The 23,690-nt window shown below is 47.7% G+C and carries 24 protein-coding genes and 1 tRNA gene; 8 read left to right on the forward strand and 17 right to left on the reverse strand.

Annotated elements, in window-relative coordinates; translation table 11 throughout:
• Positions 1–133 precede the first annotated feature (133 nt).
• Complete coding sequence (locus ACTNCH_RS10530) at positions 134–466, forward strand: helix-turn-helix domain-containing protein (RefSeq protein ID WP_158365355.1); 333 nt, start codon at positions 134–136, stop codon at positions 464–466.
• Positions 467–480: 14 nt separating this feature from the next.
• Here the strand turns inward: ACTNCH_RS10530 and ACTNCH_RS10535 are convergent, their stop codons facing one another.
• On the reverse strand, positions 481–993 hold the full coding sequence (locus ACTNCH_RS10535; protein WP_441018305.1) for a nitroreductase family protein: 513 nt from the start codon (positions 991–993) through the stop codon (positions 481–483).
• Positions 994–1,189: 196 nt separating this feature from the next.
• Between ACTNCH_RS10535 and ACTNCH_RS10540 the strand changes: the two genes are divergently transcribed.
• The 5 genes from ACTNCH_RS10540 to ACTNCH_RS10560 all read left to right on the forward strand — a co-directional run bounded on the left by ACTNCH_RS10540 (position 1,190) and on the right by ACTNCH_RS10560 (position 6,643).
• Complete coding sequence (locus tag ACTNCH_RS10540) at positions 1,190–2,785, forward strand: ABC transporter substrate-binding protein (RefSeq protein ID WP_441018303.1); 1,596 nt, start codon at positions 1,190–1,192, stop codon at positions 2,783–2,785.
• 67 nt (positions 2,786–2,852) lie between these two features.
• Positions 2,853–3,866, forward strand: coding sequence for an ABC transporter ATP-binding protein (locus tag ACTNCH_RS10545; RefSeq protein ID WP_441018301.1), 1,014 nt, complete (start codon positions 2,853–2,855; stop codon positions 3,864–3,866).
• Entirely contained in the window at positions 3,859–4,758 is a 900-nt protein-coding gene (locus tag ACTNCH_RS10550) for an ATP-binding cassette domain-containing protein (RefSeq protein WP_441018299.1), read from the forward strand. Before ACTNCH_RS10545 ends, ACTNCH_RS10550 begins: the two co-directional genes overlap by 8 nt.
• Positions 4,755–5,765: an ABC transporter permease gene (locus ACTNCH_RS10555; protein WP_441018297.1), complete on the forward strand. Its 1,011-nt coding sequence runs from the start codon at positions 4,755–4,757 to the stop codon at positions 5,763–5,765. Before ACTNCH_RS10550 ends, ACTNCH_RS10555 begins: the two co-directional genes overlap by 4 nt.
• Positions 5,762–6,643, forward strand: coding sequence for an ABC transporter permease (locus ACTNCH_RS10560; RefSeq protein ID WP_441018295.1), 882 nt, complete (start codon positions 5,762–5,764; stop codon positions 6,641–6,643). The genes ACTNCH_RS10555 and ACTNCH_RS10560 overlap by 4 nt, the downstream gene beginning before the upstream one ends.
• A 4-nt stretch (positions 6,644–6,647) precedes the next feature.
• Here ACTNCH_RS10560 and ACTNCH_RS10565 read toward each other — a convergent pair whose 3' ends face one another.
• From ACTNCH_RS10565 to ACTNCH_RS10635, 15 genes are all read right to left on the reverse strand, one after another.
• Positions 6,648–6,833 carry a VanZ family protein gene (locus tag ACTNCH_RS10565; protein ID WP_441018293.1) on the reverse strand — a complete coding sequence of 62 codons (186 nt, stop codon included), beginning with the start codon at positions 6,831–6,833 and terminating at the stop codon, positions 6,648–6,650.
• Positions 6,834–6,843: 10 nt separating this feature from the next.
• Positions 6,844–7,278 carry a DUF3786 domain-containing protein gene (locus ACTNCH_RS10570; protein ID WP_441038347.1) on the reverse strand — a complete coding sequence of 145 codons (435 nt, stop codon included), beginning with the start codon at positions 7,276–7,278 and terminating at the stop codon, positions 6,844–6,846.
• Between the two features lie 72 nt (positions 7,279–7,350).
• On the reverse strand, positions 7,351–8,052 hold the full coding sequence (locus ACTNCH_RS10575; protein WP_441018291.1) for a response regulator: 702 nt from the start codon (positions 8,050–8,052) through the stop codon (positions 7,351–7,353).
• Positions 8,045–10,744: a DUF4118 domain-containing protein gene (locus ACTNCH_RS10580; protein WP_441018289.1), complete on the reverse strand. Its 2,700-nt coding sequence runs from the start codon at positions 10,742–10,744 to the stop codon at positions 8,045–8,047. Before ACTNCH_RS10580 ends, ACTNCH_RS10575 begins: the two co-directional genes overlap by 8 nt.
• Before the next feature lie 90 nt (positions 10,745–10,834).
• A complete protein-coding gene (locus ACTNCH_RS10585) occupies positions 10,835–11,377 on the reverse strand; it encodes a LysR substrate-binding domain-containing protein (RefSeq protein ID WP_441018287.1) in 543 nt (180 codons plus the stop codon).
• A gap of 21 nt (positions 11,378–11,398) precedes the next feature.
• Positions 11,399–12,046, reverse strand: coding sequence for a potassium channel family protein (locus tag ACTNCH_RS10590; protein WP_441018285.1), 648 nt, complete (start codon positions 12,044–12,046; stop codon positions 11,399–11,401).
• 13 nt (positions 12,047–12,059) lie between these two features.
• Positions 12,060–13,400: a TrkH family potassium uptake protein gene (locus tag ACTNCH_RS10595; protein WP_441018283.1), complete on the reverse strand. Its 1,341-nt coding sequence runs from the start codon at positions 13,398–13,400 to the stop codon at positions 12,060–12,062.
• A gap of 30 nt (positions 13,401–13,430) precedes the next feature.
• On the reverse strand, positions 13,431–13,742 hold the full coding sequence (locus ACTNCH_RS10600; RefSeq protein WP_441018281.1) for a hypothetical protein: 312 nt from the start codon (positions 13,740–13,742) through the stop codon (positions 13,431–13,433).
• 243 nt (positions 13,743–13,985) lie between these two features.
• Positions 13,986–15,377 carry a 23S rRNA (uracil(1939)-C(5))-methyltransferase RlmD gene (gene rlmD, locus ACTNCH_RS10605; RefSeq protein ID WP_441018279.1) on the reverse strand — a complete coding sequence of 464 codons (1,392 nt, stop codon included), beginning with the start codon at positions 15,375–15,377 and terminating at the stop codon, positions 13,986–13,988.
• Positions 15,374–15,784 carry a hypothetical protein gene (locus ACTNCH_RS10610; protein ID WP_441018277.1) on the reverse strand — a complete coding sequence of 137 codons (411 nt, stop codon included), beginning with the start codon at positions 15,782–15,784 and terminating at the stop codon, positions 15,374–15,376. The genes rlmD and ACTNCH_RS10610 overlap by 4 nt, the downstream gene beginning before the upstream one ends.
• A gap of 230 nt (positions 15,785–16,014) precedes the next feature.
• Positions 16,015–16,263 carry a DUF4366 domain-containing protein gene (locus ACTNCH_RS10615; RefSeq protein ID WP_441018275.1) on the reverse strand — a complete coding sequence of 83 codons (249 nt, stop codon included), beginning with the start codon at positions 16,261–16,263 and terminating at the stop codon, positions 16,015–16,017.
• A 122-nt stretch (positions 16,264–16,385) separates the two neighbouring features.
• On the reverse strand, positions 16,386–18,617 hold the full coding sequence (gene pcrA / locus ACTNCH_RS10620; protein ID WP_441018273.1) for a DNA helicase PcrA: 2,232 nt from the start codon (positions 18,615–18,617) through the stop codon (positions 16,386–16,388).
• 30 nt (positions 18,618–18,647) lie between these two features.
• Positions 18,648–19,613, reverse strand: a complete 966-nt coding sequence (locus tag ACTNCH_RS10625; protein WP_441018271.1) for an SPFH domain-containing protein — start codon at positions 19,611–19,613, stop codon at positions 18,648–18,650.
• Positions 19,580–20,779: a hypothetical protein gene (locus ACTNCH_RS10630; protein ID WP_441018269.1), complete on the reverse strand. Its 1,200-nt coding sequence runs from the start codon at positions 20,777–20,779 to the stop codon at positions 19,580–19,582. Before ACTNCH_RS10630 ends, ACTNCH_RS10625 begins: the two co-directional genes overlap by 34 nt.
• Before the next feature lie 14 nt (positions 20,780–20,793).
• Complete coding sequence (locus tag ACTNCH_RS10635; protein ID WP_441018267.1) at positions 20,794–21,474, reverse strand: PspA/IM30 family protein; 681 nt, start codon at positions 21,472–21,474, stop codon at positions 20,794–20,796.
• 169 nt (positions 21,475–21,643) lie between these two features.
• On the opposite strand from ACTNCH_RS10635, the gene ACTNCH_RS10640 reads away from it, so the two are divergent.
• Complete coding sequence (locus tag ACTNCH_RS10640) at positions 21,644–22,267, forward strand: DUF1836 domain-containing protein (protein WP_441018265.1); 624 nt, start codon at positions 21,644–21,646, stop codon at positions 22,265–22,267.
• 50 nt (positions 22,268–22,317) lie between these two features.
• On the opposite strand, the gene ACTNCH_RS10645 is transcribed toward ACTNCH_RS10640, so the two are convergent.
• Complete coding sequence (locus tag ACTNCH_RS10645) at positions 22,318–23,409, reverse strand: PucR family transcriptional regulator (RefSeq protein ID WP_441018263.1); 1,092 nt, start codon at positions 23,407–23,409, stop codon at positions 22,318–22,320.
• 198 nt (positions 23,410–23,607) lie between these two features.
• Between ACTNCH_RS10645 and ACTNCH_RS10650 the strand changes: the two genes are divergently transcribed.
• A tRNA-Thr gene (locus ACTNCH_RS10650) sits at positions 23,608–23,680 on the forward strand.
• Positions 23,681–23,690 lie beyond the last annotated feature (10 nt).

Here is a 23,690-nt window from a genome sequence, read left to right on the forward strand (position 1 = left end):
TTCTCCTTCTGTACTACGTATTTTAAATGCATTTCATCGGTTTTTAAATCTTTCGAACTATACAAACCGCATATACAATAGAACTATCACGATGTATTCCAATGCATGACATCATTTGTACGGAGCGGCTTTTATGTATAACGAAAATTTCTGTATCAGAAGAATCAAAGAACTTATGAAAAGAAACGGCTATAATACGTATCATCTGTCCAAGCAGTCCGGCGTTTCTCTGTCCACCCTTTCTTCCATGTTCGAAAAAAATACCGAACCTCGGGTAGAAACCATTGAGAAAATCTGCGCCGCCTGCAACATTACGGTATCACAGTTTTTCGACCGTTCGTCCGCAGACCTGACGGCCAATCAGCGTCAGCTTTTCACGTCCTTCAATTCTCTGAATCCGGAACATCAACGCATGGTGCTCTCCTTTTCCAGCTTTCTGGAGCATGAAGAAGAGCACGGAAGATAAGCCTTACAGCCAGCTTATATCCACTGCACGGTTTCCGTCAGTTCCTTTCTGGAAAAATGATTTGCCAGGGGCTTCGCATTTTCTGACGCGTAGCCCAGATCCAGCAGCATCAGAATCTCCTCCTCTTCCGGAAGTCCCAGATCCTTTTTCAGTTCCTCCGGGTTAAAATTATTCAGCCAGCAGCTGTCCACGCCTGCGTTGTACGCGCCCAGCATCAGATGGGTTGCCACAATCGCCGCGTCCTCAATTCCGGAATCCCGTCTTCCGCCCGGATAGGTAAATACCTCTCTGGTATTGAACGCAACTACCAGCACCGTAGGCGCTCCATAGCGGCAGGGCGTTGCCCGGTCAATCTTTTCCAATCCCTCTTCTGACTGTATCACATAAATTTTCTGCTCCTGCAGATTCTTTGCCGTAGGCGCTGTCCGCCCTGCCTCCAGAATCGCCTCCAGCTGCTTCTTCGTTACCTGCTTCTCACCGTAGCTTTTGCAGGAATAACGGTTTTTAATGACTTCTGTAAATTCCATACCAGTTTCCTCCTGATTCATCTTCTCTGTATTCCATTCAGCAAATTTATTATAACATATCCTTCGGATATGTCGCTTTCAAATTTTTCTATCTTTTTAACCCCCATGGGGGCTTACACCGTAAATTTTTCTGTGTTAGACTGGTTCATAGATGTTGGGAACGCGATTCCCCCGAAACAGAAAGGAACAAGATAACATGAAAAAACGGAAAACCCCACTCTGTGTGCTGCTGACCTTAAGTATGCTTCTTGGCATGACAGGCTGTGGCTCCTCTGCACCCTCCGGTGATTCCGCTCCTGCGGCTGCTGAGACCTCCAATGGCGCTGCCGAGGCTGAAGCCTCCACTCTGGTTTACGGCTCCGGTGATTACACCCGTATTAACCCTGCCATGGACGAGCACTGTGAGATCAATGTGCTGCTGTTCGACGGTCTGACAGACCACGACGGCGACAACAACATTATCCCCAGACTGGCGAAGTCCTGGGAGTTTGATAAGGAAACAGACACCTATACCTTCCATCTGGAAGAGAATGTAAAATGGCATGACGGCGAGCCCTTTACCGCGGAAGACGTAAAGTTTACCATCGAAGCCATCATGGATCCCGAGAACGGCGCGGAGAACGCTCCCAACTACGAGGACGTGGAGGAAATCACCGTTGTAGATCCCTACACTATCACCTTTCAGCTGGCTGAGCCCAACTACGCATTCCTGGAGTACATGACCATGGCAATCCTGCCCAAGCACCTGCTGGAGGGTGAAAATATGCAGGAATCCGACTTCTTCCGGAAGCCCGTCGGTACCGGTCCTTATATGCTCACTGAATGGGACGAGGGACAGGCTATTATCATGGATCGGAATCCGGACTATTTTGCAGGCCCGGCCAAGATTGACCGCATTGTCTTCAAGATTGTTCCCGATGACAACGCCAAGGCATTACAGCTACAGTCCGGCGAGCTGAATCTGTCCCAGGTTACCCCCAAGGACGCCGCCATGTTTGAGAACGACGGCACTCATACCGTATACGATGAGACGACCTCTGACTACCGCGGTATTCTGTACAACTTTGGAAATGAGTACTGGCAGAAGAACGCGGACCTGATTCCCGCTATCAACTACGCCGTTGACCGTCAGGCTATCCTGGACGCGGTGGTACTTGGCTGCGGAGTGGTTGCGTACGGCCCCCTGCAGAGAAATATTTATGATTACGCAGATGTAGAACACTACGACTACAATCCCGCCAAGGCAGAAGAAATGCTGGAAAAGGCTGGCTGCACCAAGGATTCTGACGGATACTGGACCCGCAACGGCGAGCGTATCTCCTTTGTCATCAACGCGACACCCGGCGATCAGGTCCGTATCGATATGGCACAGGTCGTTGCCCAGCAGCTTCAGGCTATCGGCCTGGACGTCACAGCCAATGTTCCCGCCGGCGGTATCGACTGGGGCGGACAGCAGTGCTGTATCATCGGCTGGGGCTCTCCCTTCGACGCGGACGATCATACCTACAAGGTATTCGGCACAGACAAGGGCGCTAACTACTCCGGCTACTCCAACAAACTGATTGACCAGTACCTGACAGAAGCGCGTCAGACAAACGACCCGGCAGAACGTAAGGAAGCATACGCCAAGTTCCAGACAGAGCTTGCGAATACTCCCGCTTTCACCTTCTTCTGTTACGTTGACGCCATGTATGTGGCAGACAACAACATCAAGGGCATTTCCAGCGACACCGTCCTGGGACACCACGGTGTAGGTATCTTCTGGAATGTCTGTGACTGGACCATCGAATAAAACAAAAATTCCTTGTACAGGGGCTGGCAACAGCCCCTTACTTGTGTGTTGAGAGGCAGAATCTCTTATGAACAAATTATTGACCATCAAAGACCTGCACGTTTCCATCGACAGCCCTCAGGGGAAGGTGGAAGCCGTGCGGGGCGTAAATTTAGAGCTGTATCCCGGCGAAGTTCTGGCTATCGTAGGAGAATCCGGCTGCGGAAAAAGTATCCTGTGCAAAAGCATGATGAAGCTGCTGCCCAAAAACGCCCGGATAGACGGGGGATCTATTACCGTAAAGGATACGGATATCACCCATTACCGGGAGAAGGATATGGCGAAGCTGCGGGGCAGGCTCTTTTCCATGGTTTTCCAGGATCCCATGACTTCCCTGGATCCCACTATGACCGTAGGCGCCCAGATTGCGGAGGCTATCCTGATTCACAATCCCAAAATGCCCAAAGAGGAAGTCTATGCGAAGGTCATCGACCTTATGACTCTGGTTGGCATTACCCAGCCGAAGGAGCGCTATAAGCTCTACCCCTATAATTTTTCCGGCGGTATGCGGCAGCGTACAGTCATGGCTATCGCCCTGGCCGGAAATCCGAACATCCTGCTGGCAGACGAACCCACCACCGCCCTGGACGTTACGATCCAGGCGCAGATTCTGGATTTACTGAAGGAAATCCAGCAAAAGCTGAATACTGCTACCATTCTGGTTTCCCACGACCTGGGCGTGGTCGCCAGGGCCGCTGACCGGGTCGCTATCATGTACGCAGGCCGAATCGTAGAAATCGGAACGGCAGAAGAGGTTTATTACGATCCCCGGCATCCCTATACCTGGGGACTCATGCGTTCCCTTCCGGCGCTGGCCCACGGGAAAAAGGAGCTGTATACCATTCCCGGTATGCCGCCCTCTCTTATCGCTCCCCCGAAAGGGGACGCCTTTGCCGGACGGAACGAATACGCGCTGGCCATCGATTATGAAGAGGCTCCGCCCATGTTCCGCATTACTGATACCCATTACGCGGCCACCTGGCTCCTGGATCCCAGAGCCCCGAAGATCGAAAGTCCGCTGAAAGGAGACTCCCATGTCTGAGCCTATCGTAACCGTCAGAAATCTGACCCATCATTTTAAACTGACCCGGAAGCTCTCCATTAAAGCTGTGGATCACGTATCCTTCTCTATCGAAAAGGGAGAGATTTTCGGTCTGGTGGGAGAATCCGGCTCCGGGAAATCCACCGCCGCCCGGTGTATTATGAATATCTACAAGCCCGCAGAGGGCGAGATCTTCTTTGAAGGTATCCATACCACTGACCCCGTAGAGGCAAGAAAGAACCGGAAAACCCTGCAGACCCAGCGGCAGATCATTTTTCAGGACTCTGCCTCCAGTCTGAATCAGCGCATGACCGTACAGGAAATCATTGCCGAACCGATGAAAATCAACCATGTGAAGCCACCCAGGGGAAACTATCGGGCGGAAGCTGCGTTTCAGCTCAAATATGTGGGCCTCGATGAGAACTTCCTGGATAAATATCCTTCTGAGATGTCTGGCGGCCAACGGCAGCGGGTAGCCATTGCGCGGGCGCTCTCCATGGAACCGGATCTGCTGGTGGCAGACGAACCCATCGCCTCTCTGGACGTGTCCATTCAGGCACAGATCGTAAACCTGTTCAAACATCTGCAGAAGGAACACGGCTTTTCTATCCTGTTCATCGCCCATGATCTCGCCATGGTGGAATACCTGTGCGACAGGATTGGCGTCATGTACCGGGGCTGTCTGGTGGAGCTGGCCCCGACGGAAGAGCTGTTTCGCAATCCCCTGCACCCCTACACCCAGATGCTTCTGTCCGCGATTCCTTACCCGGATCCGATTCGGGAGCGGAACCGGCCCCGAATCAACACCGAGGAAATGGAGTTTGACACCGACGGCGTCCTTTTGGAGGTTACTCCCGGACATTATGTACTGCGAAAGGAGGAGGAAGCATGATTCACAAGCACAATCGAATTGCTTATTACAGTAAAAAATTCCTGATTTTCTTCGTCAGTGTATTTCTGCTGTCCCTGTCTGTCTTCGTAATCTCAAGACTGACGCCCACCGATCCCCTGCAGGCCTATTACGGCGAGCGGACGGAAAAAATGAGCGTCGAGGAGAAGGAATGGGCGCGGGAAAAGCTGGGTCTCAATGACTCCATTCCCACCCAGTATGTCCGCTGGCTGGGAAATGCCCTGAAGGGTGAGTTTGGCATTTCCTATAAATATAAGCAGCCGGTAACCCAGGTTATCGGGAAGCGAATCAACAACACCCTGATTCTTGGGGGCACGGGCTTTATCCTGACCTTTGCAGGCTCTCTTCTGCTGGGTATCCTCTGCGCCTGGAAGGAGGATAGCTGGCTCGACCGGCTTCTATGTAAAATCGGAACCATTACCAGCTGTATTCCGGAGTTCTGGTTCGCGCTGGTTCTGATCCTGTTTTTCTGCGTCCAGCTTAAATGGCTTCCAAGCTCCGGCGCCTACTCCATGGGTATGGCAGATCATCTGGGGGATCGAATCCTTCACCTGATTCTGCCCCTGTTTATCGTCATAATCGGCCACCTGTGGTACTACGCCTATATGATTCGCAATAAGCTTCTGGAGGAAATCCGGGCGGACTATGTGCTCCTGTGCAAGGCCAAGGGCTTAAGCAAGCGTCAGATCATGTTCCGGCACTGCGTACGCAACATTTTGCCGACCTATATCAGTATTATGGCAATCTCTGTTCCCCATATCCTGGGCGGCACCTATATCGTGGAAACGGTATTCTCCTATCCCGGTATCGGCACCCTGTCCTATGAATCTGCCAAATACGCGGATTACAACATGCTGATGATTCTCTGTATGATGACCGGCATTACCGTCATTTTCTGCAACATCATCGGCGGTATCATCAATGAACAGATCGATCCCCGGGTGAAAGCTAACGAAATCAATGAACTGTCGGAGGTGACCAAAGCATGACACAAGATCCCTTTACCCTGGTAGGCATCCGTCCGGAAGAACCGCAGGCAACGCCTTCTAAAAAGAAAACAGGCTTTCCCTTTCTGTCCGTCCTTATCCTTCTGCTGATTGTGCTTGGCTGCGTTTTTGCCGGCATCATCGCCCAAAAGGATCCGGCCTTTCTGGATCTGGCAAATTATTCCAAAGCTCCGGACAGGGAATTCCTGTTTGGTACGGATACCCTGGGCCGGGATATTTTTTCCTGTATCTGGTACGGCGGACGGGTTTCCCTGTTCATCGGTTTCCTGGCCACCGCCATTTCCACGGTTATCGCCATCGTATTTGGCGCCCTCAGCGGGGCTGCCTCCGATATAGCGGATACCTGCCTGATGCGTCTGACCGAAATCCTTCTGAGCGTCCCGGAGCTGCTGCTCATTCTTTTCCTGCAGGCTATCTGGGGAACGCCCACGGTTCTGTCTATCTCCGTGATTATCGGTATTACCAGCTGGTTTTCCATCGCCAAGGTCGTCCGGACAGAGGTACGGCAGATCCGTAATTCTGAATATGTCATCGCTTCCCGGTGCATGGGCGGAAGCTTTCTGCATATCCTGCGGAAGCACCTCGCCCCCAATTTTCTCTCTGCCATCATGTTCATGGTCGTCATGAATGTCCGCGGAGCCATCGTTTCGGAATCTACGCTGAGCTTCATGGGTATGGGACTTCCCCTGGAGGTAATCTCCTGGGGCAGCATGCTGTCTCTCTCTGAACGGGCTCTGATGACGAAGGGCTGGTGGATGATTCTGATTCCCGGTCTGTTCCTGGTTACGCTGCTCATCTGCCTGACCAACATCGGCAACTGGCTCCGAAAAACAGCCAACCGGAAGGAAAGTAATCTGTAGCGATCTATGATAGTATCATTTTCCATAATAATTCTGAAATAAATGGCTGAGATATCTCCATCGTGAGGGTTATCAGCAATCCTGCCGTAAACGTGCTTTTTACACTTCGGAATTTCTTCCATAATGTGGGCAGGAAGAAACCAAAGGGAATAAATAACAATACATTCAGACAGGCGTTTGTGAACCTCACATGACTAAAGTCACGTGAGGTTCACATGCTCCTGTTCCTGTATTTTCAGTTTTGATAAAAGAACTTCTCCAACTGTAACCGCATCCTCCATACTCAGATAGTGGTCGGCGCTTCTGCTAAGATAGAGCTTCCCGGACGCTTCAAACTCTTCATCCGCAAACCATATCTTCAGCCAGACCGGATAGTTTGGCAGAAAGTGAAATACTGCACACAGATCGGCATTGCTGTCTGCAAATTCTGCCCCAAGGGCTTTGCAGATCTTCTGAATGCAATCCGGTGTTTTTCCATTCAGAAATCTCTGAAGTTCCTTTTCCATGTCATGGTCAAACTTCGTCCCTCTGATAAGCCCAGAATTTCCCGCGGATCTTATATGGATACCCCATGCCTGCAAATGCTCCCTGAAACCCATATTTTCTGCAAACATATATTTTCTCGCCCCTCCCATTGAACTGTGCGTACGGGTCTCTTATACAGATCTACAGCTTATATTCCAACTTTAACTATGGTGTTGTGAAGTTCAATCAACTTTCAGCATCCGATACCCCACGCCAATGTGTGTTTGGATATATTGTGGGGAGTTCGGTTCTTTCTCGATTTTTTTACGAAGTGTTGCCATAAACACACGAAGGGAAGCAATATCATTATCCCAACTACTTCCCCAAATGCTTTGCGTAAGGAAAGTATGGGTCAGAACTTTTCCTATATTTCTTGTCAACAGGCAAAGCAACCTATATTCAATAGGTGTTAAATGCAACTCTTCTTCATTCAAATAAGCACAACCTGCAGCATAATCTACACGAAGTTTTCCGTTTACAAAAACAACCGCTTCGGCAGGGGATACTTTTTGCATCATCGATAACCTTCTTTGCGTGACTCGTAGTCTGGCAAGCAGTTCCTCAACAGAAAATGGCTTTGTTAAATAATCATCTGCGCCAGCATCCAACGCATCAATTTTATCGGTATCTTCACTGCGAGCACTGATTACGATAATTGGCATGTTTGACCAAGTACGGATTTTTTTAATAATCTCAACACCATCTATATCAGGAAGTCCTAAATCAAGTAAAACAATGTCAGGATTGTGGGAAGATGTTTCTATAATTGCCGATTGACCATCGGGTGCCGTCAGATATCGGTATTCGTGTGCTTTTAAGGTTGTTGTAATTAAATTTCTGACAGATGTGTCATCTTCTACAACTAATATTAGTGACTTATTCATATACTTTGACCTCCCCTGCCGGTAATGTAAATGTAAATACTGTTCCGTGCGGCAGATTATCTGAAACAGTAAGTTCTCCGCCGTGGGCGTTAATAATGGACTTGCACAAAGATAATCCGAGTCCTAAACTTCGGCGGCTGTCTGCAATTTGATTTGCACCGCTATAGAACATGTCGAATATCCGTGGCTTTATTTCGTCAGCAATTCCGTTTCCGTCATCCGATATAGATACGATTGCTTGTTTTCCCCGCTTTTCTGTCCGAATAACAATATGAGAATTTTTAGGTGTATATTTGATAGCATTATCAACAATATTGATGATTACCTGAACAATAAGCTTTGCATCCATTTTTGCAAGAAGAAATTCTTCTTTGCTTTCAACGGAAATATGATGTTCTTCACTCTTTCGGTTAATATGATGTAACGCTTCTGTGATCACGTCATCCATCAAATCTTCCGTTATACGGAGATTCAACCGTCCTTCTTCAATCCGGGTTACAGCCAGCAAGTTTTCTACAAGGTTAATCAGCCACATGGAATCATCATAAATATCCATGTACAGCTGCTTTTTTGTATCATTATCAAAAGAATCGCCGTTGGACAAAAGATTGCTGGCATTACCGGAAATGGATGTCAGCGGTGTCCTCAAATCATGTGAAATAGCACGCAGCAGGTTCGCTCGCAACTGTTCATTTTTTGCAAGAATGGCCGCTTCCTGTTTCTCACGGGCATTTTTCTCATTTTCCAAAGCCAGGGCACATTCTCCGAGAATGGATAGTAGAATACTGTTTTCAAATGGATCAAGAGGTATTTCCCCCATCACGATTCCAATAACTCCATATACCATACTGCTGCTGCGAACAGCAAGGTACAGGCATTTTGCATTGGAAAACGTTCCTGTTGTAGCTCCGGCACGTTCATTGTTTTTCAATACCCAGCCGGCAACGGCCTTTTCATTTTCGGAAATACATGATTCCAAATTTTCTTCAGTTACAGAAAAAATATGCGGCGTATCCAACACTTCTCCATCAGCTAAATAAAAAACGATATCTTTTCCCAAGAGTTTAATGAGCTGATTTGAAGTTGCAGATACAATTTCATTTTTATCTTTTGCCTGTTGCAATAGCTGGTTTGTATCAAATAACACTTTGGTACGGTAAGCAGATTGTGCCGCCTGTTTTGCTTGGTTTTTAATCCGTATAGCAAGAGAACCGGTTAAAAATGCCGCCAAAAACATGATAATAAAGGTAACAGGATAACCCTGATCATACGCCTGCAAGGTAAATTGAGGTTCCGTAAACAGGAAATTAAAGACCAAAACACTTACAATCGAGAAAATTAGGCTGTATATCTGATGTTTCGTGATGACAGCGGTGACAAGAACACCTAAAACAAAAACAGTAATGATATTTGCTTCGTCAAATCCAAATTTCTGGAAAATCATTCCGACTAAACTGGATAAAATCAGAATCGCAGTAGATTTTAATGTATCAGTGACAGAGAATACGATATGGTTCTTTTTCCTGCCCTCTCTTAACTGATACACTGCCGCATTAGAAACCGTATCCGGAATAATATGCACATCCAGGTTAGGGGCATAATCAATCAATTTTTCTGTCAGGGTCGGTTTGCTGAGCAAATGCCGTTTTGTAGCAGAACTACGTCCGATCACAATCTTTGACACACCGGACAAACGAGTAAATTCCGCAATCTGAAACGGAACATCTTCTCCGTAAACTGTTTCTATTTTTGCCCCAAGCTGCTCAGCAAGACGCATATTTGAACGCAGGCGTTTTACATTTTCCTCGCTCGTCACCGAAAAATCTGGGGTTTCTACAAACAGAGCCGTAAACTCCCCTTTAAAAGCAGAAGCCATTTTTGCGGCGGTACGGATAATTTTCGCATTGGATGGAGAAGAAGATAGACATACAAGAATATGTTCGCCTGTGTGATAATCTCCATGATTTTTTATGCGGGTATTTTTTGTGAGGATATTCACCCGGTCCGCACATCGCCGCAGTGAAATCTCCCGGAGAGCTGTCAAATTTTCTATTGTAAAAAAATTTTCTACTGCCTGTTTTGCCTGTGTCTGTCTGTATACATTTCCTGTATTCAAACGGTTGATCAAATCCTGTGGTTCAATATCTATTAATTCAACCTGATCTGCATTATCAAAAATAGAATCCGGGATGCGTTCCCGTACAACAATTTCCGTAATGGATGCAACTGTATCACAAAGGCTTTCAATATGCTGAACATTGACAGTCGTATAGACATCAATCCCTGCATTCAAAAGTTCCTTAATGTCCTGATATCGTTTTGCATGACGGCATCCTTCGGCATTCGTATGCGCAAGTTCATCTACAAGGATAAGCTGTGGTTTTCTTTTCAACGCCATGCCAATGTCGAATTCGTCCAGTATCATACCATTATAAAAAACTTCTCTTGTAGGAAGAACTTCTAAGCCATTTAAAAGAGCTGCTGTTTTGGGACGTGCGTGGGGTTCTACATAACCGGCTACCACGTCAATTCCCTGCTGTTTTTCCATATGAGCTGCTTCTAACATGGCGTAGGTTTTACCCACACCAGCTGCATATCCGAAAAAGATTTTCAAATGTCCTTTATTACGGTTTTCTTCATCAGTTTGGATTTCCTTTAATAACTGATCCGGATTGCGTCTGCTTTCACTCATACGGTTATCTCCTTGTACAAAAACATTATATAGAATAATACGTAAATTTCAGAAAAGCATTTTAGCACTGACATTAAAATCGCATAAAGATTATACCACCTTTTCTTCCTTTTTTCCATTCGGGCGTGTAGCCGAAAGCAAAAAACGCTCCGAAAAATCACGCAATTTTTCGACAAATAAGCCCTTCATACAATTAATGTCATTTTTCCATATCACTCTCGCTGGTTTCTCAATCGTGTTGATGGGATGTACCGCAATGTCTATAGAGCCTGGAGTAATGACACTTTGCTTTATTTGAAGGGATAAGGAACAATACTCATCTTTCAAAATATCGTTGGAATTTTCTATGATAAAGCCAAAATCAAGTTTATTATTTCCCAGCCCATTTATTATTTCACTTACAGAACCGTAGAACAGGTTCAGCTCATAGTTTGGGTATTCGCTTGAAAATTGTTCTAATAGATCTGCCATAGAATCTATGATTGCAGGTGTTTCAAATCCAATCCTGAGCTTAGAATCTGAAATAAGTTTTTGGGATTGATTTTCCTTGAGAAATTTATCCAGCTTTTCCATAAGAAAATAACCATAAATAAATGCTGCCAATACCACTATAAGTAAAACAAAGTCTTTCATATCACCAACTTCTTTCAAAAATTAAATATGAAAACATTTTTGAATATGTTTCGTCTCCCCAAGAACAAGCATGGTACTGTCCTTTAACAACTGCGTATCGGAACTTATTTTCAAATTCATAATATTATTTGTTTTCAGCGCCATAATATTGATGTTATATTTTTTTCGTATATCCAACTGACCGATTGTTTTTCCTATCCATTCTCCCGGTATAGATATTTCAAAGATTGCATGTTCTTCATCTAGTTCTATGTAATCGAAAATATGATCAGCACTATAACGGATCGCAACCCAATCGGCAAGCTGCCTTTCGGGATAAACAATTTCATCTGCACCATTTCGTAAAAGAAATTTTGCATGAACATCACGAGCGGCACGAGACACCACCATTCTTGCACCGAGTTCCTTCAAAAGGGACGTTACTTCCAATGAATTCTGAAAGTTATCTCCGATAGCCACAATACAAACATCAAAGTTCCCAACACCAAGCGAACTTAAAAAATCCTCATTAGTCGCATCCCCAATCTGAGCGTTGGTTACAAAGGGAAGTACAGCATCAACTCGAGTATCTTCTTTATCTACCGCCATCACCTGATGATGCAATTCATCTAATTTTATAGCAATATGCCGTCCGAATCTTCCCAGACCGATAAGTAATATTGATTTCATTTTTTTATTCTCCTTAACCTACTGTAATTTTTTCCTGAGGATATTTTGAACCGTTAGGCTTTTTTTCAGAAATGGTGGCAAAAATCAAGGTCAATCCTCCCACTCTGCCAAAAAACATCAAGCAAATCAAGATTATATGAGAAAAAAGCCCCAGGTCAGGAGTTATTCCCAGCGATAACCCTACCGTCCCAATTGCCGATGCCGTCTCAAACAAAGCGGTCATAAGTGGAACATCTTCTGTGCTGCTAATTACCATTCCTCCGGCAAGGAATAAAACGATATACATTAAAAAAATCGTAGCTGCATTTCTGATAGTGCCATCCGGAATTTGTCTGCCGAAAAAATGAGTGTGTTCCTTTTTTCTAAATACAGATAATGCCGATGAAACTAGAACTGCAAGAGTTGTCGTTTTCATTCCACCTGCAGTGGAACCGGGCGAGCCACCGATGAGCATCAGCATAATGATAAGCATTTGCCCAACTTCACTGAGTAAAGTCAAATCTGCCGTATTGAATCCTGCTGTTCTCGGCGTAACGGATTGAAACAAAGAAACCCATACTCTTTCTGTAAGAGGCACATTTGAAAACTCAAAATAAAAAAAATAAAGCGCCGGTAAGAATATCAATATTCCTGTTACCATAAAAATCACCTTGCTTTGCATCCGGTATTTTTTAAAATGCCATTTACGATTCTTTATATCCTCCCAGGTAAGGAATCCAATACCTCCTGCAACAATCAGCATCATAATTACAAGATTTACAATCGGCTGTACAGAATAAGAGGTCAACGAGGAAAAAGGGGTTCTTATACCGATTAGATCAAATCCTGCATTGCAAAAAGCAGAAATAGAATGGAACATTGAATACCATATTCCTTTCCAAAACCCAAAGTCCCTGCAAAAAACAGGGGCTAAAAGAGCCGCACCAATGATTTCGATAAGAATAGTAGTCCGAATAATAAATTGTGTTCTCCGCACAATACCCCCCACCGTTGGAGCCGAAATTGCCTCTTGCATGGTACTTCGCTGCATCAATCCGATTTTGCGTCCGGAAACAACAGCAATCGCAATAGCAATCGTAATAATTCCCATACCTCCGATTTGAATCAGCAGTAAAATAACTCCTTGGCCAAATAAAGACCAGTAGGTTGCCGTATCATTAATAACCAGTCCCGTCACACAAACCGCAGAAGTCGCGGTAAACAAAGCATCCAAAAATGAGGTACACTGACCGCTTTTTGCAGCAATCGGCAGCATCAAAAGCAGACTACCTAAGAGAATCACAGATAAAAACCCTAAACTAATCACTTGAAATGATGTCATATGTCGATGTCTTGATCTGTTTGTCTGTTGCATAACTATATCCCCATAATCTTAATTTCTTTTTTATATTGCCTTTATTCTATCTTTATTTGTATTAAATGGGCGTAAGTAAGTTTGTTTTGAAATTAAGATTGTATAAAGATGAGCAGAAGTCCGAAATCTTTTGAGAGCACTCGTTACAGGATACCGTCCAACATCAAATTGACTTACTCTTTCCTTCTCAATACTGCATCGCAGTTCAAACAGTTCCTGATTTTTCTCTACCTTATTAAACGGGTATCCTTCAAAGCTATGCAGCTCATCCAGTTTCATCAGTACAATACCTGCACCCGGGTCGTGATTCTCTGGTGAATACATTTCTTTCTTCCTTGCCATTTTTTATCTTCTCCTTTGCCTTGGGATAAAAGAAAAGGACACTCATCTTGCAGAAGTTCTGAAAACAAGCGTCCTTTTGGCTTTTCTCTATGCTATTAAATAAAAAATGTTAATTCTGTCCGAATGTATTTCCTCATACCAGATGCAATACTACTGACACTTCGATTCCATTCATAATCTGCTTTTTCTTGCCTGTTGGTGTGAAACTCATATACCTCGCAAAGTGCCTAAAATTAAGGACTTCTACGAATTCACCCGATGTAGACAACACACGACTTCCACATTCCCCGTAAACGGGAACATATCCACGCCCACGCACTTCTCCACCCGGTAGCCTCTGCCCTGCAGAAGCTCCAGATCACGCGTCAGACTGGTGGGCTTACAGCTAATATAGACAATCCGGTTTACGCCGAAATCAATGATCTTCTGCAGCGCCTTGGGGTGGATTCCGTCCCGGGGCGGATCCAGCACAATGAGATCCGGCTTATCTGTCAGCTCATCGATAACCTTCAGCACATCACCGGCGATAAAGGAACAGTTGGACAGGCCGTTCAGCCGGGCATTCACTTTGGCGGCTTCCACAGCCTCCTCCACGATTTCCACGCCCACTACCTTTTTGGCCACCGGAGCCAGCATCTGGGCAATGGTGCCGGTGCCGCTGTACAGGTCGAAAATCACGCGATCGTCCGTCTCTCCGATATAGCCCCGGGCAGTCTCATAGAGCAGCTCTGCTCCCAGGGAATTGGTCTGGAAGAAGGAGAAGGGGGAAATCTTAAACCGAAGCCCCAGAAGCTCCTCGTAGAAATAATCCCGTCCATACAGAAGCTCGGTCCGGTCGTTCTGCACCACATCTGCCAGACTGTCATTATAGGTATGCAGGATCCCCACGATCTCGCCCTCCAGCGAAAGCGCGCGCAGTTCTTCTGCCCAGGACTCGTCCGCCGCCAGGGCGCTGTAATCGCCGCCGTCCTCTCCAAGGTGCTGGGTGGTGGTAATCAGATCGACCAGGATCTCCCCGGTATTCGCCGCTTTACGCACCAGCAGATGGCGCAGATACCCGGTGTGGCGCAGTCTGTGATAAAAGGGCAACTTTTTCTTTTCAAAATGCTCCAGCACACAGCAGAGAATTTTCCGGAAATCCTCATCTACAATCTGACACTTGTCTGCCGTTACGATGTCATAGAAACTACCTCTCTTGTGCATACCAAGAGCCAGCGGTCCGTCCTTTTCCTCATCGCCGAAGGAAAACTCCATCTTATTGCGGTACTCCAGCTGTCTCGGGCTGCCCTTCACGCCTTCGAACAGGTAAGGCTCTGTGATAGCTCCGTCAAGGAGCTCCCGGAGCTGTCCTTCCTTCAGCAGACGCTGGTCCTCATAAGACAGGTTCTGCCAGGTACAGCCGCCGCAGCTTACAAAATGGGGACAGACTGGCGTAATCTCATTGGCTGCGGGCTCCAGAACCTCCAGAAGCTGTCCTTCTCCCACACCTTTCCGCACCTTTTTAAGCCGAAACCTGATTTTCTGCCCCGGCAATGTATTTTTCACCGCCACGCGGCGCTCTTCCACCGTCACAATACCTTTATTCGGGAACTCGGTCTTCTCAACGATCCCTTCGTAAATCTCACCTTTTTTCATAAATCTCTTTTTTCTCCACTTTTCTTCTTGTCCTCATCCTTCGGCCACCGGAACAACACCTGCCCTACCAGAGCCGCGCCGCCGAAAATCAGCACCAGCATAATCAGATACACATACAGGCTGGTTGCCCGGAATATGAACTGGATATTGGCTATGATGGAAGCCAGAATCACTACGATTCCCAGTACCGTCAAAAGCTTGGCTCCAAAGGAATCCACATTGATAAACAGCCAGATAATCCCGGCGATAAAGGGCACTACAATCAGACCGGCGCCCAGCCGGAAATTCCAGATCTGCAGGCCAAAATGCGTCGTCACCGTCACATTGGACAGAAACCAGTACAACCCCGCCGCCAGCATTACCATACCAATCATAAACTGAGCCAGGGGATTACGTCCTTTTTTCATACCTCTTCCTCCATATAATAGAATCCTGCTCTGCAGGATTCTCCGCCTGCGGCGGGTCGCTTTAGCGACACCATTCTATTCCGCCGCAGTGCGATCCCCCGGAGGGGCTTTTTGCTCTATAGGAATCATAGCTTTCGCCCTTTAACGTAACACGATATTTCCTATAGAGTAAAAAAGAGTGTCTCAAAACATCTTCTCTGTCCTGAGACACTCTTTTCTCAAACTCTTACTTACTCTTCCTCATCGTCGAAGAAATCATCGTCGAACTCGTCGTCATCGAAATCGTCCTCGAACTCATCCAGGTAAGACGGTGTAAAGAAACGATATACTGCATAGGCGATTCCTGCCACTGCCGCTACCGCGCCGAGTACAGCCAGAATCCAGAGTACAGTATTCTTATTCTTCTCCTCAATCTCTTTCTTGTGAAGCAGTTCATTTAACTTGGTTGCTGTCAGAAACTCTTCCATCTTATTATTCATCGCTCCTACATCCTTTCCGCAGTCCGCTTATTTTGCATCTCGCGCACATTTCTAAGTGTTTTTATTATATCACAGGACATATAAAATTACTATCGTTTCCCACAAATTTTACAGAAGCATTTTTAATAAACCTTCTGCAGCTTGGCAAAGGAGGCGAACAGCTTCTTTACGCCGGCCGTATCAAAATTGACGCGTACCTCGTAATCCTTCGCTCCCTCGGTAATCTCCAGTACCGTGCCTTCGCCGAACCGGATATGCTTTACCCGGTCGCCCACCCCATAATCCAGGTGGGAGGCCTTGGTCGCCGTCACCATGTTCGACTGGATCGGCTTGGCACGAAGGCTTCTGCGGGCCTCCAGCATGGCCTGCTTACGCTGGTTGATACGCTGCTCCTTGGCTTCTCTGGCCCGCTGTCCCGGGTTCTCCGTCTTATTTTCCAGATACTCCTCCGGAATCTCTTTTACGAAGCGGGAAATCATATTGTACTGCACCTCGCCCCGCTGCATCCGCTGTCTGGCCGCCGTCATGAGCAGCTCCTTCTTGGCACGGGTGATTCCCACGTAGCAGAGACGCCGCTCCTCTTCGATCTCCTCGACCGGATTGTCTGAAAGGATAGACATAAGGCTGGGGAACAGCCCCTCTTCCATCCCTACCATATAGACATAGGGGAACTCCAGGCCCTTGGCGCTATGCATCGTCATGAGCAGCACATGGTCGCTGTCTCCGTCCAGGCTGTCAATGTCGGCCACCAGCGCAACCTCCTCCAGGAAGCCGCTTAAGGAAGGATTTTCCGCATTTTCATCGTAATCCTTGACCTTGCTCATAAGCTCGTCGATGTTCTCCAGGCGGGCCTCTGACTCATCGGTACCCTCCAGAATCAGCTCTCTGCGATATCCGGTTTCTTCCAGAACCGTTTCCAGCAGCTCACTGACCTTTGCATGCTCCTGCTTTGCCCGGAGCGTCTGGATCAGGACCGTAAAGGGCAGCACCTTGGACGCGCCGCGCCCGATACCCGGAATCGTCTCTGCGTTCAAAAGAGCCTCATAAAAGCCCATATCGTTGGCCACTGCGTACTCGCTGACCCGGCTTAAGGTGGTGGCTCCGATCCCTCGCTTGGGCACGTTGATAATACGGCGTACCGCTACCTCGTCCCGACCGTTGTCTATGGTCTTCAGGTAAGCCAGCAGATCCTTGATTTCCTTGCGGGCATAGAAATTGACGCCGCCGATAATCTTATAGGGAATATTGGCGTAAATCAGCTTTTCCTCAAAAAGGCGGGACTGGGCATTGGTTCGGTAGAGAATCGCATGATCCCGGTAGGAGGCCTCCTCCTTCTGGATATGACTGATAATATTGCCGATTACATGCTCCGCCTCCTCGAAGGCGTTCATAAACTGCCGGAAACGCACCGGCGCTCCTGCTCCGTTATCCGTCCACAGGCGCTTTTCCTTCCGTCCCCGGTTATGGTGAATCACCTCATTGGCCGCGTTCAGGATATTGCCGGTAGAGCGATAATTCTGCTCCAGCTTAACGACCTTCGCGTCAGGAAATATCTGCTCAAAATTCAGGATATTCATAATATTGGCTCCCCGGAACCGGTAAATGGACTGATCGTCGTCACCTACCACACAGAGATTCCGGTATTTGGCCGCCAGCAGGCTTATCAGCTGGAACTGGGCCGTATTAGTATCCTGATACTCATCTACCATGATGTAGCGGAACCGTTCCTGGTAATAATCCAGCACATCCGGACAATTCCGGAACAGCTCTACGGTCTTCATAATCAGATCGTCAAAATCCAGCGCGTTATTCTTGCGAAGCTGGGCCTGATATTCCGCATAGACTCCTGCAATCTTCTGCTGATTCCAGTCGCCGCCTGCGTCCAGCCGCATCTGTTCCGGACTTATCAATTCGTCCTTTGCCTTGGAAACGGCACTAAGAAGCATCCGCTCCTTATATACTTTCGTATCAATCTGAAGCTTTTTGCAGACCTCTTTCATCACCGACTTCTGATCGTCTGTATCATAGATGGAAAATGCGGTGTCAAAGCCCAATCGGTCTATATAACGCCGCAGAATCCGCACACAGGTGGAATGGAAGGTGCTGACCCAGATGCTGTCGCTGCCCAGGCCCACCAGCTTATCCACGCGCTCCCGCATCTCGCCTGCCGCCTTATTGGTAAACGTGATTGCCAGAATATTCCAGGGCGCTGTGCCCTGTTCTATCAGATAAGCTACCCGATGTGTCAGCACACGGGTTTTTCCGGAACCGGCTCCCGCCAAAATCAGAAGCGGTCCTTCTGTATGAAGCACCGCTTCCCTCTGTTCCGGATTCAAAAGATCATAGCTGCTCATAACTCTTTTGTCTCCCTCAGAATCTCTTTTTTATACCAGCTTCTGTCCGCAGTTGGGGCAGAAATTCGCTCCGTTTGTCTTGGTTCCGCACTTGGGGCAGAAGTTCGGAGCTGCACCGCCTGACGCGCCCGGATTGAAGTTTTGCGCGCTGTTTACATTCTGCGCCATCTGTGACGCCATTTGCTGTCCCATAGCCATTCCCATAGCCATTCCTGCCATATCGGACGCCGTTCCGCCTCCATTGCCCCTGGCCATGGCCTCGCCCATGGCGATCTGCTGGAAGCGTCCCACGTCGCCGATCATACTCTGGGCTGCCGCCTTCTCCGCCATCTTCTGGATTTCCTCCGGATAGTTAAAGCTGGAAATGGCAAAGCTGGCAATGCTGATTCCGATTTTACTCATCTCCATATCCAGATCCTCCTGGATACCACGTCCGATGGCGTCCCCGTTGACCTGGAGATTGAACAGATCCTTTCCCTCCCGGGAAATCCATTTCATCAGAAGCTGATCCAGCATACCGACAATCCGTTCTCTTACGTCCTCCACCGAATACTGCTGCTTAATACCTGCCACCTTTTCAATCAGGGCGTCATAATCTGCCACCTTGCAGGTGAAGGTTCCGAAGGCCCGGACAGGCATACCGCCCGGAAGTCCCGGAGCCGGAATCATGACAGGACTCTTGGTGCCCCATTTTACCAGGATTTCTTTCGTATTGGTGAACAACACTTCTGCCCGCAGGCCGCTGTTAAAACCGAACTTAAAGCCCTTTAAGGTGGACAGGAAGGGAATAATCGCCGATTCGATATCGTAGCTTCCCTCGTCCCGGAAGATCCCCTCTACCTTGCCGTTATACAGGAAGATCGCATCCTGTCCCGGGCGGATCACCAGACGGCTGCCCTTTTTAATCTCGTTATTGCTCCATTTCCAGAACAACATATCGTCCCGGTATTCCTGCCACTCTACTACATTGGCAAACTGTCCGCCAAATATTCCCATGGTACTGCCTCCTCATTTTCTTTCTGAATACTGATGTTCTGCCCGGAAGCTATCTCCAGAGCCAGATACTGCTGTATCTCTGCCGCTTCCGCTGTGTATGCCGCGTCGCTGCCTGTGCTGAACAGGAATACCAGGAACAGAACCGCCAGAATACCCAGAATGATCGCGATAATCTTTGCCGGGCTCTTGGGATAATCTCCCTCCACCCTGCCACTCTGACCATTGATCAGAACGTGGTATTTTTTCCCTTTATAGCTGTATGCCGTCGCGTAAACCGGAAGCAGCACATGCTTGTAGGTCTCATCGCTGTAATTTGCGCGTACACTAACCGCCCGCACCTCATCATAACGGCGCAGCACGTCCTGCCGGGCCATTTCTTCCAGGTTATATTCCATATACCGTCTGGCGTCCCCGTGGGCGTCGTCCAAATCCACCGTATAGACCTCTGCGTTATACCCTGAAAAATATTCCGGCGCGTAGGACGCTACCTGATTCAGGCCGTAGCTTCCCACCCGATCCAGCAGATTCTGCTTCAGGCTCTTCGACGCCGCAATCAAAACATCATTGAAGAAATGCCGGATGCTGCCTGATGTAGGAAACCAGTCCACCACGGTCTCCTGCACCGTCTTTCCATCGGAGCCCTTCTTCGTCACAGTACGTCTTCGTCCTCCCTGGGCCGTATAATGGGCGTCCGCCTTCGCATCAAAGGTCCAGTAGGGCAGATAGATCCCCTGCAGCTTCTCCTGCTGATACAGATGTTTCAGTTCCCCCGGAGCCAGCCAGCGGCCTTTCAGCCATTTCCGGAACAGCTCTCCCACCCGGTTCCTGTCAATCTGGAAGGGCAATACGCCGTCCGGGACAATGGCATCCTCCTGCTTATCTGCCAGCACGTAGCTGGATCCGCAGTAAGGACAGCAGGTGGTCGTGCTGTTGGCTGCTACCTCGATTTTCGCTCCGCAGCCCTTGCAAATCATAGTCTGGCTCTTCTTCTCTGCAACCCTGATCGTTTTCATGGCATGACGGGTCAGACTGTGCTCCACAATCTTACTCTTTTCATTTTTTATCTTTGTCTCCGCTCCGCAATTCGGACACTTGAGACTCTGAGAGGCGGAGTCAAATTCCATCACGCCGCCACAGTTTTCACAATAATAGATTTTGTTATCCATGGTTTCTACCGGTTTTATAATCCCATCTTCGCTTTCAGAGCCGCCAGTTCGTCATCCACATCGGATGTGCTTTCCGCGCTGTCATACTTTTTGGTCAGATCGTCAATGCCGCCCTCCTGCTTATTCAATTCAGACAATGCATTCGCCTCGTCCAGCATCTTATCTGCCTTCGCTTCCATTCTGTCAAAGGCAGCCATCGCGTCGCCTGCTCCTGCCACGCTGGAGCCAATCTTATTCAGCTTCTCCTGGGTCTTAGCTACAGCCACCTTTGTCTTGATAGCGTCCCGTTTGGACTGCAGGTTCTCCAGATCCTTCACCAGCTTGTCATGCATCTCTTTCATCTGAGCTGCATTGGCTGCCGCCGCCTCATAAGACTTCTGAAGGCTTTCCTGCTTCTTCACCAGATCCGCCTTCTTTTCCAGGAACTGACGGGCGTCGTTCTCATTGCCTGCAAGAAGGGCCTTTTCCGCATACTTCTGCATTTTTTCAACCTCTGCCCCACACTCGTCCAGCTCTCTTTTCGCCTTGGTCTCAGCCGCCATCACTGCCGCCGTCTCGGCCTTTACCTTACCCAGATCGCTTTCCACCTCACGCAGATACTGATCAATCATCTTCTCCGGATCTTCCGCTTTATCCAGAAGCGCATTGATGTTTGCCGACATGATATCCCCGAATCTTTTTAAAATGTTTGCCATTTTGTCCTCCTTCTGCAGAGCGTGAAAGCTGTCTGCCCCTTAATGTTTATTATTATATTACAAAATCCGTCTGCTGTCATGCTTTTTCGTTCTTCTTAACAAAAGTTTAAATATTTACCCCTTGTCATATAGTTTTGAATACTATATAATAAAATTCGAGGTGATACCTATGACAATAGACAGCCAAAATCTTCTGGAGAGCATTCTGGAAAGTCTGGATCGGATTGATTACATCCATCCGGAGGACGTCCCCGGCATCGATCTCTACATGGATCAGGTGACCACATTTATGGACAGCCAGCTGAAAAGCTCCAAACGATACGAGGAAGACAAGATTCTGACCAAGACTATGATCAACAACTATGCCAAGAACCGTCTGCTTCCTCCGCCGGAGAAAAAGAAGTATTCCAGAGAGCATATGCTGCTCCTGATTTTCATTTACTATTTTAAAAATATCCTTTCTATCAGTGATATCCAGAGCCTTCTGACGCCGCTGACAGAAAAGTATTTCCACACAGACCATGCATTGCAGCTGGAACACATCTACAACGAGGTCTTCTGTCTGGAAAAAGGACAGATCGAAGCGTTGAAGGAGGATCTGATTCAGGGCTACCGTACCTCCGAGCAGGTCTTTTCTGACGCGCCGGAGGAGGATAAGGAATTTCTCCAGCTCTTCTCCTTCATCTGTCTGCTGAGCTTTGACGTGTATATGAAAAAAACGGTGATTGAAAAGCTGGTGGATCAGCTTCCGAAGCCGGATAAACATGAAAAAAAGAAAAAGGATACCCAATAAAAAATGGGGAAGTAAAAAAACTCAATCGAGTTTTTTACTTCCCCATTTTTTTACAGATTTTCCTGTTCCAAATACTTTTTATAGCTTGCCACCATCAACGCAATCTTGAAGGTCAGCGCGTCCTCAAATACCCGGATATCAAGGCCTGTGGTCTTCTGCAGCTTCTCCAGCCGGTACACCAGCGTATTGCGGTGTACAAAGAGCTGACGGGCCGTCTCAGACACATTCAGGTTATTTTCAAAGAATTTCTCTATGGTAGATAGGGTTTCCTCATCGAAGGTGTCCGGCGTATTCTCCTGGAACACCTCCCGCATAAACATCTCGCACAGCGGCTGGGGAAGCTGATAAATCAGCCGGCCGATGCCCAGGGTATGATAAGCGTTCACCATGGACTCCGGATAGAAAATCTTACCTACCTCCAGCGCCATCTTGGCTTCCTTGTAGGACTTGGACAAATCGCGGATCTGGCTGACCATGGTTCCGTAGGCTACCCGGATCCGGGAGGTATCTTCGTCGGTGTTCAGCATCTTCGCCAGCATGACGGCCACCTCATCCAGGGTCTCGTAGGTATCCTCTTCGCCGATAGACTTCACCACGACGATATTCTTCTGATCCACGGCGGTAATAATATCCTGGGATCTGGGCGCAAATACGCTCCGTACCGCCTCCAGCGTCATGACATCCTTTTCATCTCTGGTTTCAATGAGATATACCACGCGCGTAGCCTCTGTCTGGATATGCAGCTTCTTTGCCTGGCTGTAGATATCCACCAGAAGCAGGTTATCCAGCAGAAGGTTCTGAATAAAGTTATTGCGGTCAAACCGCTCCTTGTAAGCCACAATCAGGTTCTGTAATTCGCTGACTGCCACCTTGCCAATCATATAGGCGTCGTCTCCGCTGCCTCTGGCCAGCAGGATATAGGCCAGGACACTCTCATCGTATACTTTAAAGAAATGGCAGCCCTGAAGATTCTGTCCTTCCGCCGGAGACTGGGCAAAGCTTTTTGCCATCTCCTGGGTAATGGCTGACGCGTCAAAGGTGGACGCAACCTGGCTTCCGTCCGTCTCCAGCACGCAGAGATCGATTCGTGTTATCCCCCGCAGCTCTTCCAGACTCGACTGTATCACCTGATGAGAAATCATATTCCTGTACCTCCGTCATTTCATTGGTTCGATTATACCACGCTCTGTTGATATCTGGAAAGTCCTTTTTCGTCAAAATGCCCAAAAAATCGCTATAAAATGCCCTTAAAAAATTTTTTAAAAAATTTTGTTATAATGCTTGACATTTTTCCCAAGTGATGATACTATAATCTAGCGCGTTGCGCAAGAGATACAAACGCTGCTGTGGCTCAGTCGGTAGAGCGTCGCATTGGTAGTGCGGAGGTCACGGGTCCGATTCCCGTCAGCAGCTTAAAAAAAGA

It is taken from the genome of Candidatus Merdisoma sp. HCP28S3_D10, from assembly GCF_052065835.1.
Taxonomy (GTDB): domain Bacteria; phylum Bacillota; class Clostridia; order Lachnospirales; family Lachnospiraceae; genus Laedolimicola.

What these genes read in the sequence shown, in the direction of transcription:
- ACTNCH_RS10530 (WP_158365355.1), top strand. Translation starts at nt 134, where the DNA reads ATGTATAACGAAAATTTCTGTATCAGAAGAATCAAAGAACTTATGAAA.
- ACTNCH_RS10535 (WP_441018305.1), bottom strand. Translation starts at nt 993, where the DNA reads ATGGAATTTACAGAAGTCATTAAAAACCGTTATTCCTGCAAAAGCTAC.
- ACTNCH_RS10540 (WP_441018303.1), top strand. Translation starts at nt 1,190, where the DNA reads ATGAAAAAACGGAAAACCCCACTCTGTGTGCTGCTGACCTTAAGTATG.
- ACTNCH_RS10545 (WP_441018301.1), top strand. Translation starts at nt 2,853, where the DNA reads ATGAACAAATTATTGACCATCAAAGACCTGCACGTTTCCATCGACAGC.
- ACTNCH_RS10550 (WP_441018299.1), top strand. Translation starts at nt 3,859, where the DNA reads ATGTCTGAGCCTATCGTAACCGTCAGAAATCTGACCCATCATTTTAAA.
- ACTNCH_RS10555 (WP_441018297.1), top strand. Translation starts at nt 4,755, where the DNA reads ATGATTCACAAGCACAATCGAATTGCTTATTACAGTAAAAAATTCCTG.
- ACTNCH_RS10560 (WP_441018295.1), top strand. Translation starts at nt 5,762, where the DNA reads ATGACACAAGATCCCTTTACCCTGGTAGGCATCCGTCCGGAAGAACCG.
- ACTNCH_RS10570 (WP_441038347.1), bottom strand. Translation starts at nt 7,278, where the DNA reads ATGGGAGGGGCGAGAAAATATATGTTTGCAGAAAATATGGGTTTCAGG.
- ACTNCH_RS10575 (WP_441018291.1), bottom strand. Translation starts at nt 8,052, where the DNA reads ATGAATAAGTCACTAATATTAGTTGTAGAAGATGACACATCTGTCAGA.
- ACTNCH_RS10580 (WP_441018289.1), bottom strand. Translation starts at nt 10,744, where the DNA reads ATGAGTGAAAGCAGACGCAATCCGGATCAGTTATTAAAGGAAATCCAA.
- ACTNCH_RS10585 (WP_441018287.1), bottom strand. Translation starts at nt 11,377, where the DNA reads ATGAAAGACTTTGTTTTACTTATAGTGGTATTGGCAGCATTTATTTAT.
- ACTNCH_RS10590 (WP_441018285.1), bottom strand. Translation starts at nt 12,046, where the DNA reads ATGAAATCAATATTACTTATCGGTCTGGGAAGATTCGGACGGCATATT.
- ACTNCH_RS10595 (WP_441018283.1), bottom strand. Translation starts at nt 13,400, where the DNA reads ATGCAACAGACAAACAGATCAAGACATCGACATATGACATCATTTCAA.
- ACTNCH_RS10600 (WP_441018281.1), bottom strand. Translation starts at nt 13,742, where the DNA reads ATGGCAAGGAAGAAAGAAATGTATTCACCAGAGAATCACGACCCGGGT.
- rlmD (WP_441018279.1), bottom strand. Translation starts at nt 15,377, where the DNA reads ATGAAAAAAGGTGAGATTTACGAAGGGATCGTTGAGAAGACCGAGTTC.
- ACTNCH_RS10610 (WP_441018277.1), bottom strand. Translation starts at nt 15,784, where the DNA reads ATGAAAAAAGGACGTAATCCCCTGGCTCAGTTTATGATTGGTATGGTA.
- ACTNCH_RS10615 (WP_441018275.1), bottom strand. Translation starts at nt 16,263, where the DNA reads ATGAATAATAAGATGGAAGAGTTTCTGACAGCAACCAAGTTAAATGAA.
- pcrA (WP_441018273.1), bottom strand. Translation starts at nt 18,617, where the DNA reads ATGAGCAGCTATGATCTTTTGAATCCGGAACAGAGGGAAGCGGTGCTT.
- ACTNCH_RS10625 (WP_441018271.1), bottom strand. Translation starts at nt 19,613, where the DNA reads ATGGGAATATTTGGCGGACAGTTTGCCAATGTAGTAGAGTGGCAGGAA.
- ACTNCH_RS10630 (WP_441018269.1), bottom strand. Translation starts at nt 20,779, where the DNA reads ATGGATAACAAAATCTATTATTGTGAAAACTGTGGCGGCGTGATGGAA.
- ACTNCH_RS10635 (WP_441018267.1), bottom strand. Translation starts at nt 21,474, where the DNA reads ATGGCAAACATTTTAAAAAGATTCGGGGATATCATGTCGGCAAACATC.
- ACTNCH_RS10640 (WP_441018265.1), top strand. Translation starts at nt 21,644, where the DNA reads ATGACAATAGACAGCCAAAATCTTCTGGAGAGCATTCTGGAAAGTCTG.
- ACTNCH_RS10645 (WP_441018263.1), bottom strand. Translation starts at nt 23,409, where the DNA reads ATGATTTCTCATCAGGTGATACAGTCGAGTCTGGAAGAGCTGCGGGGG.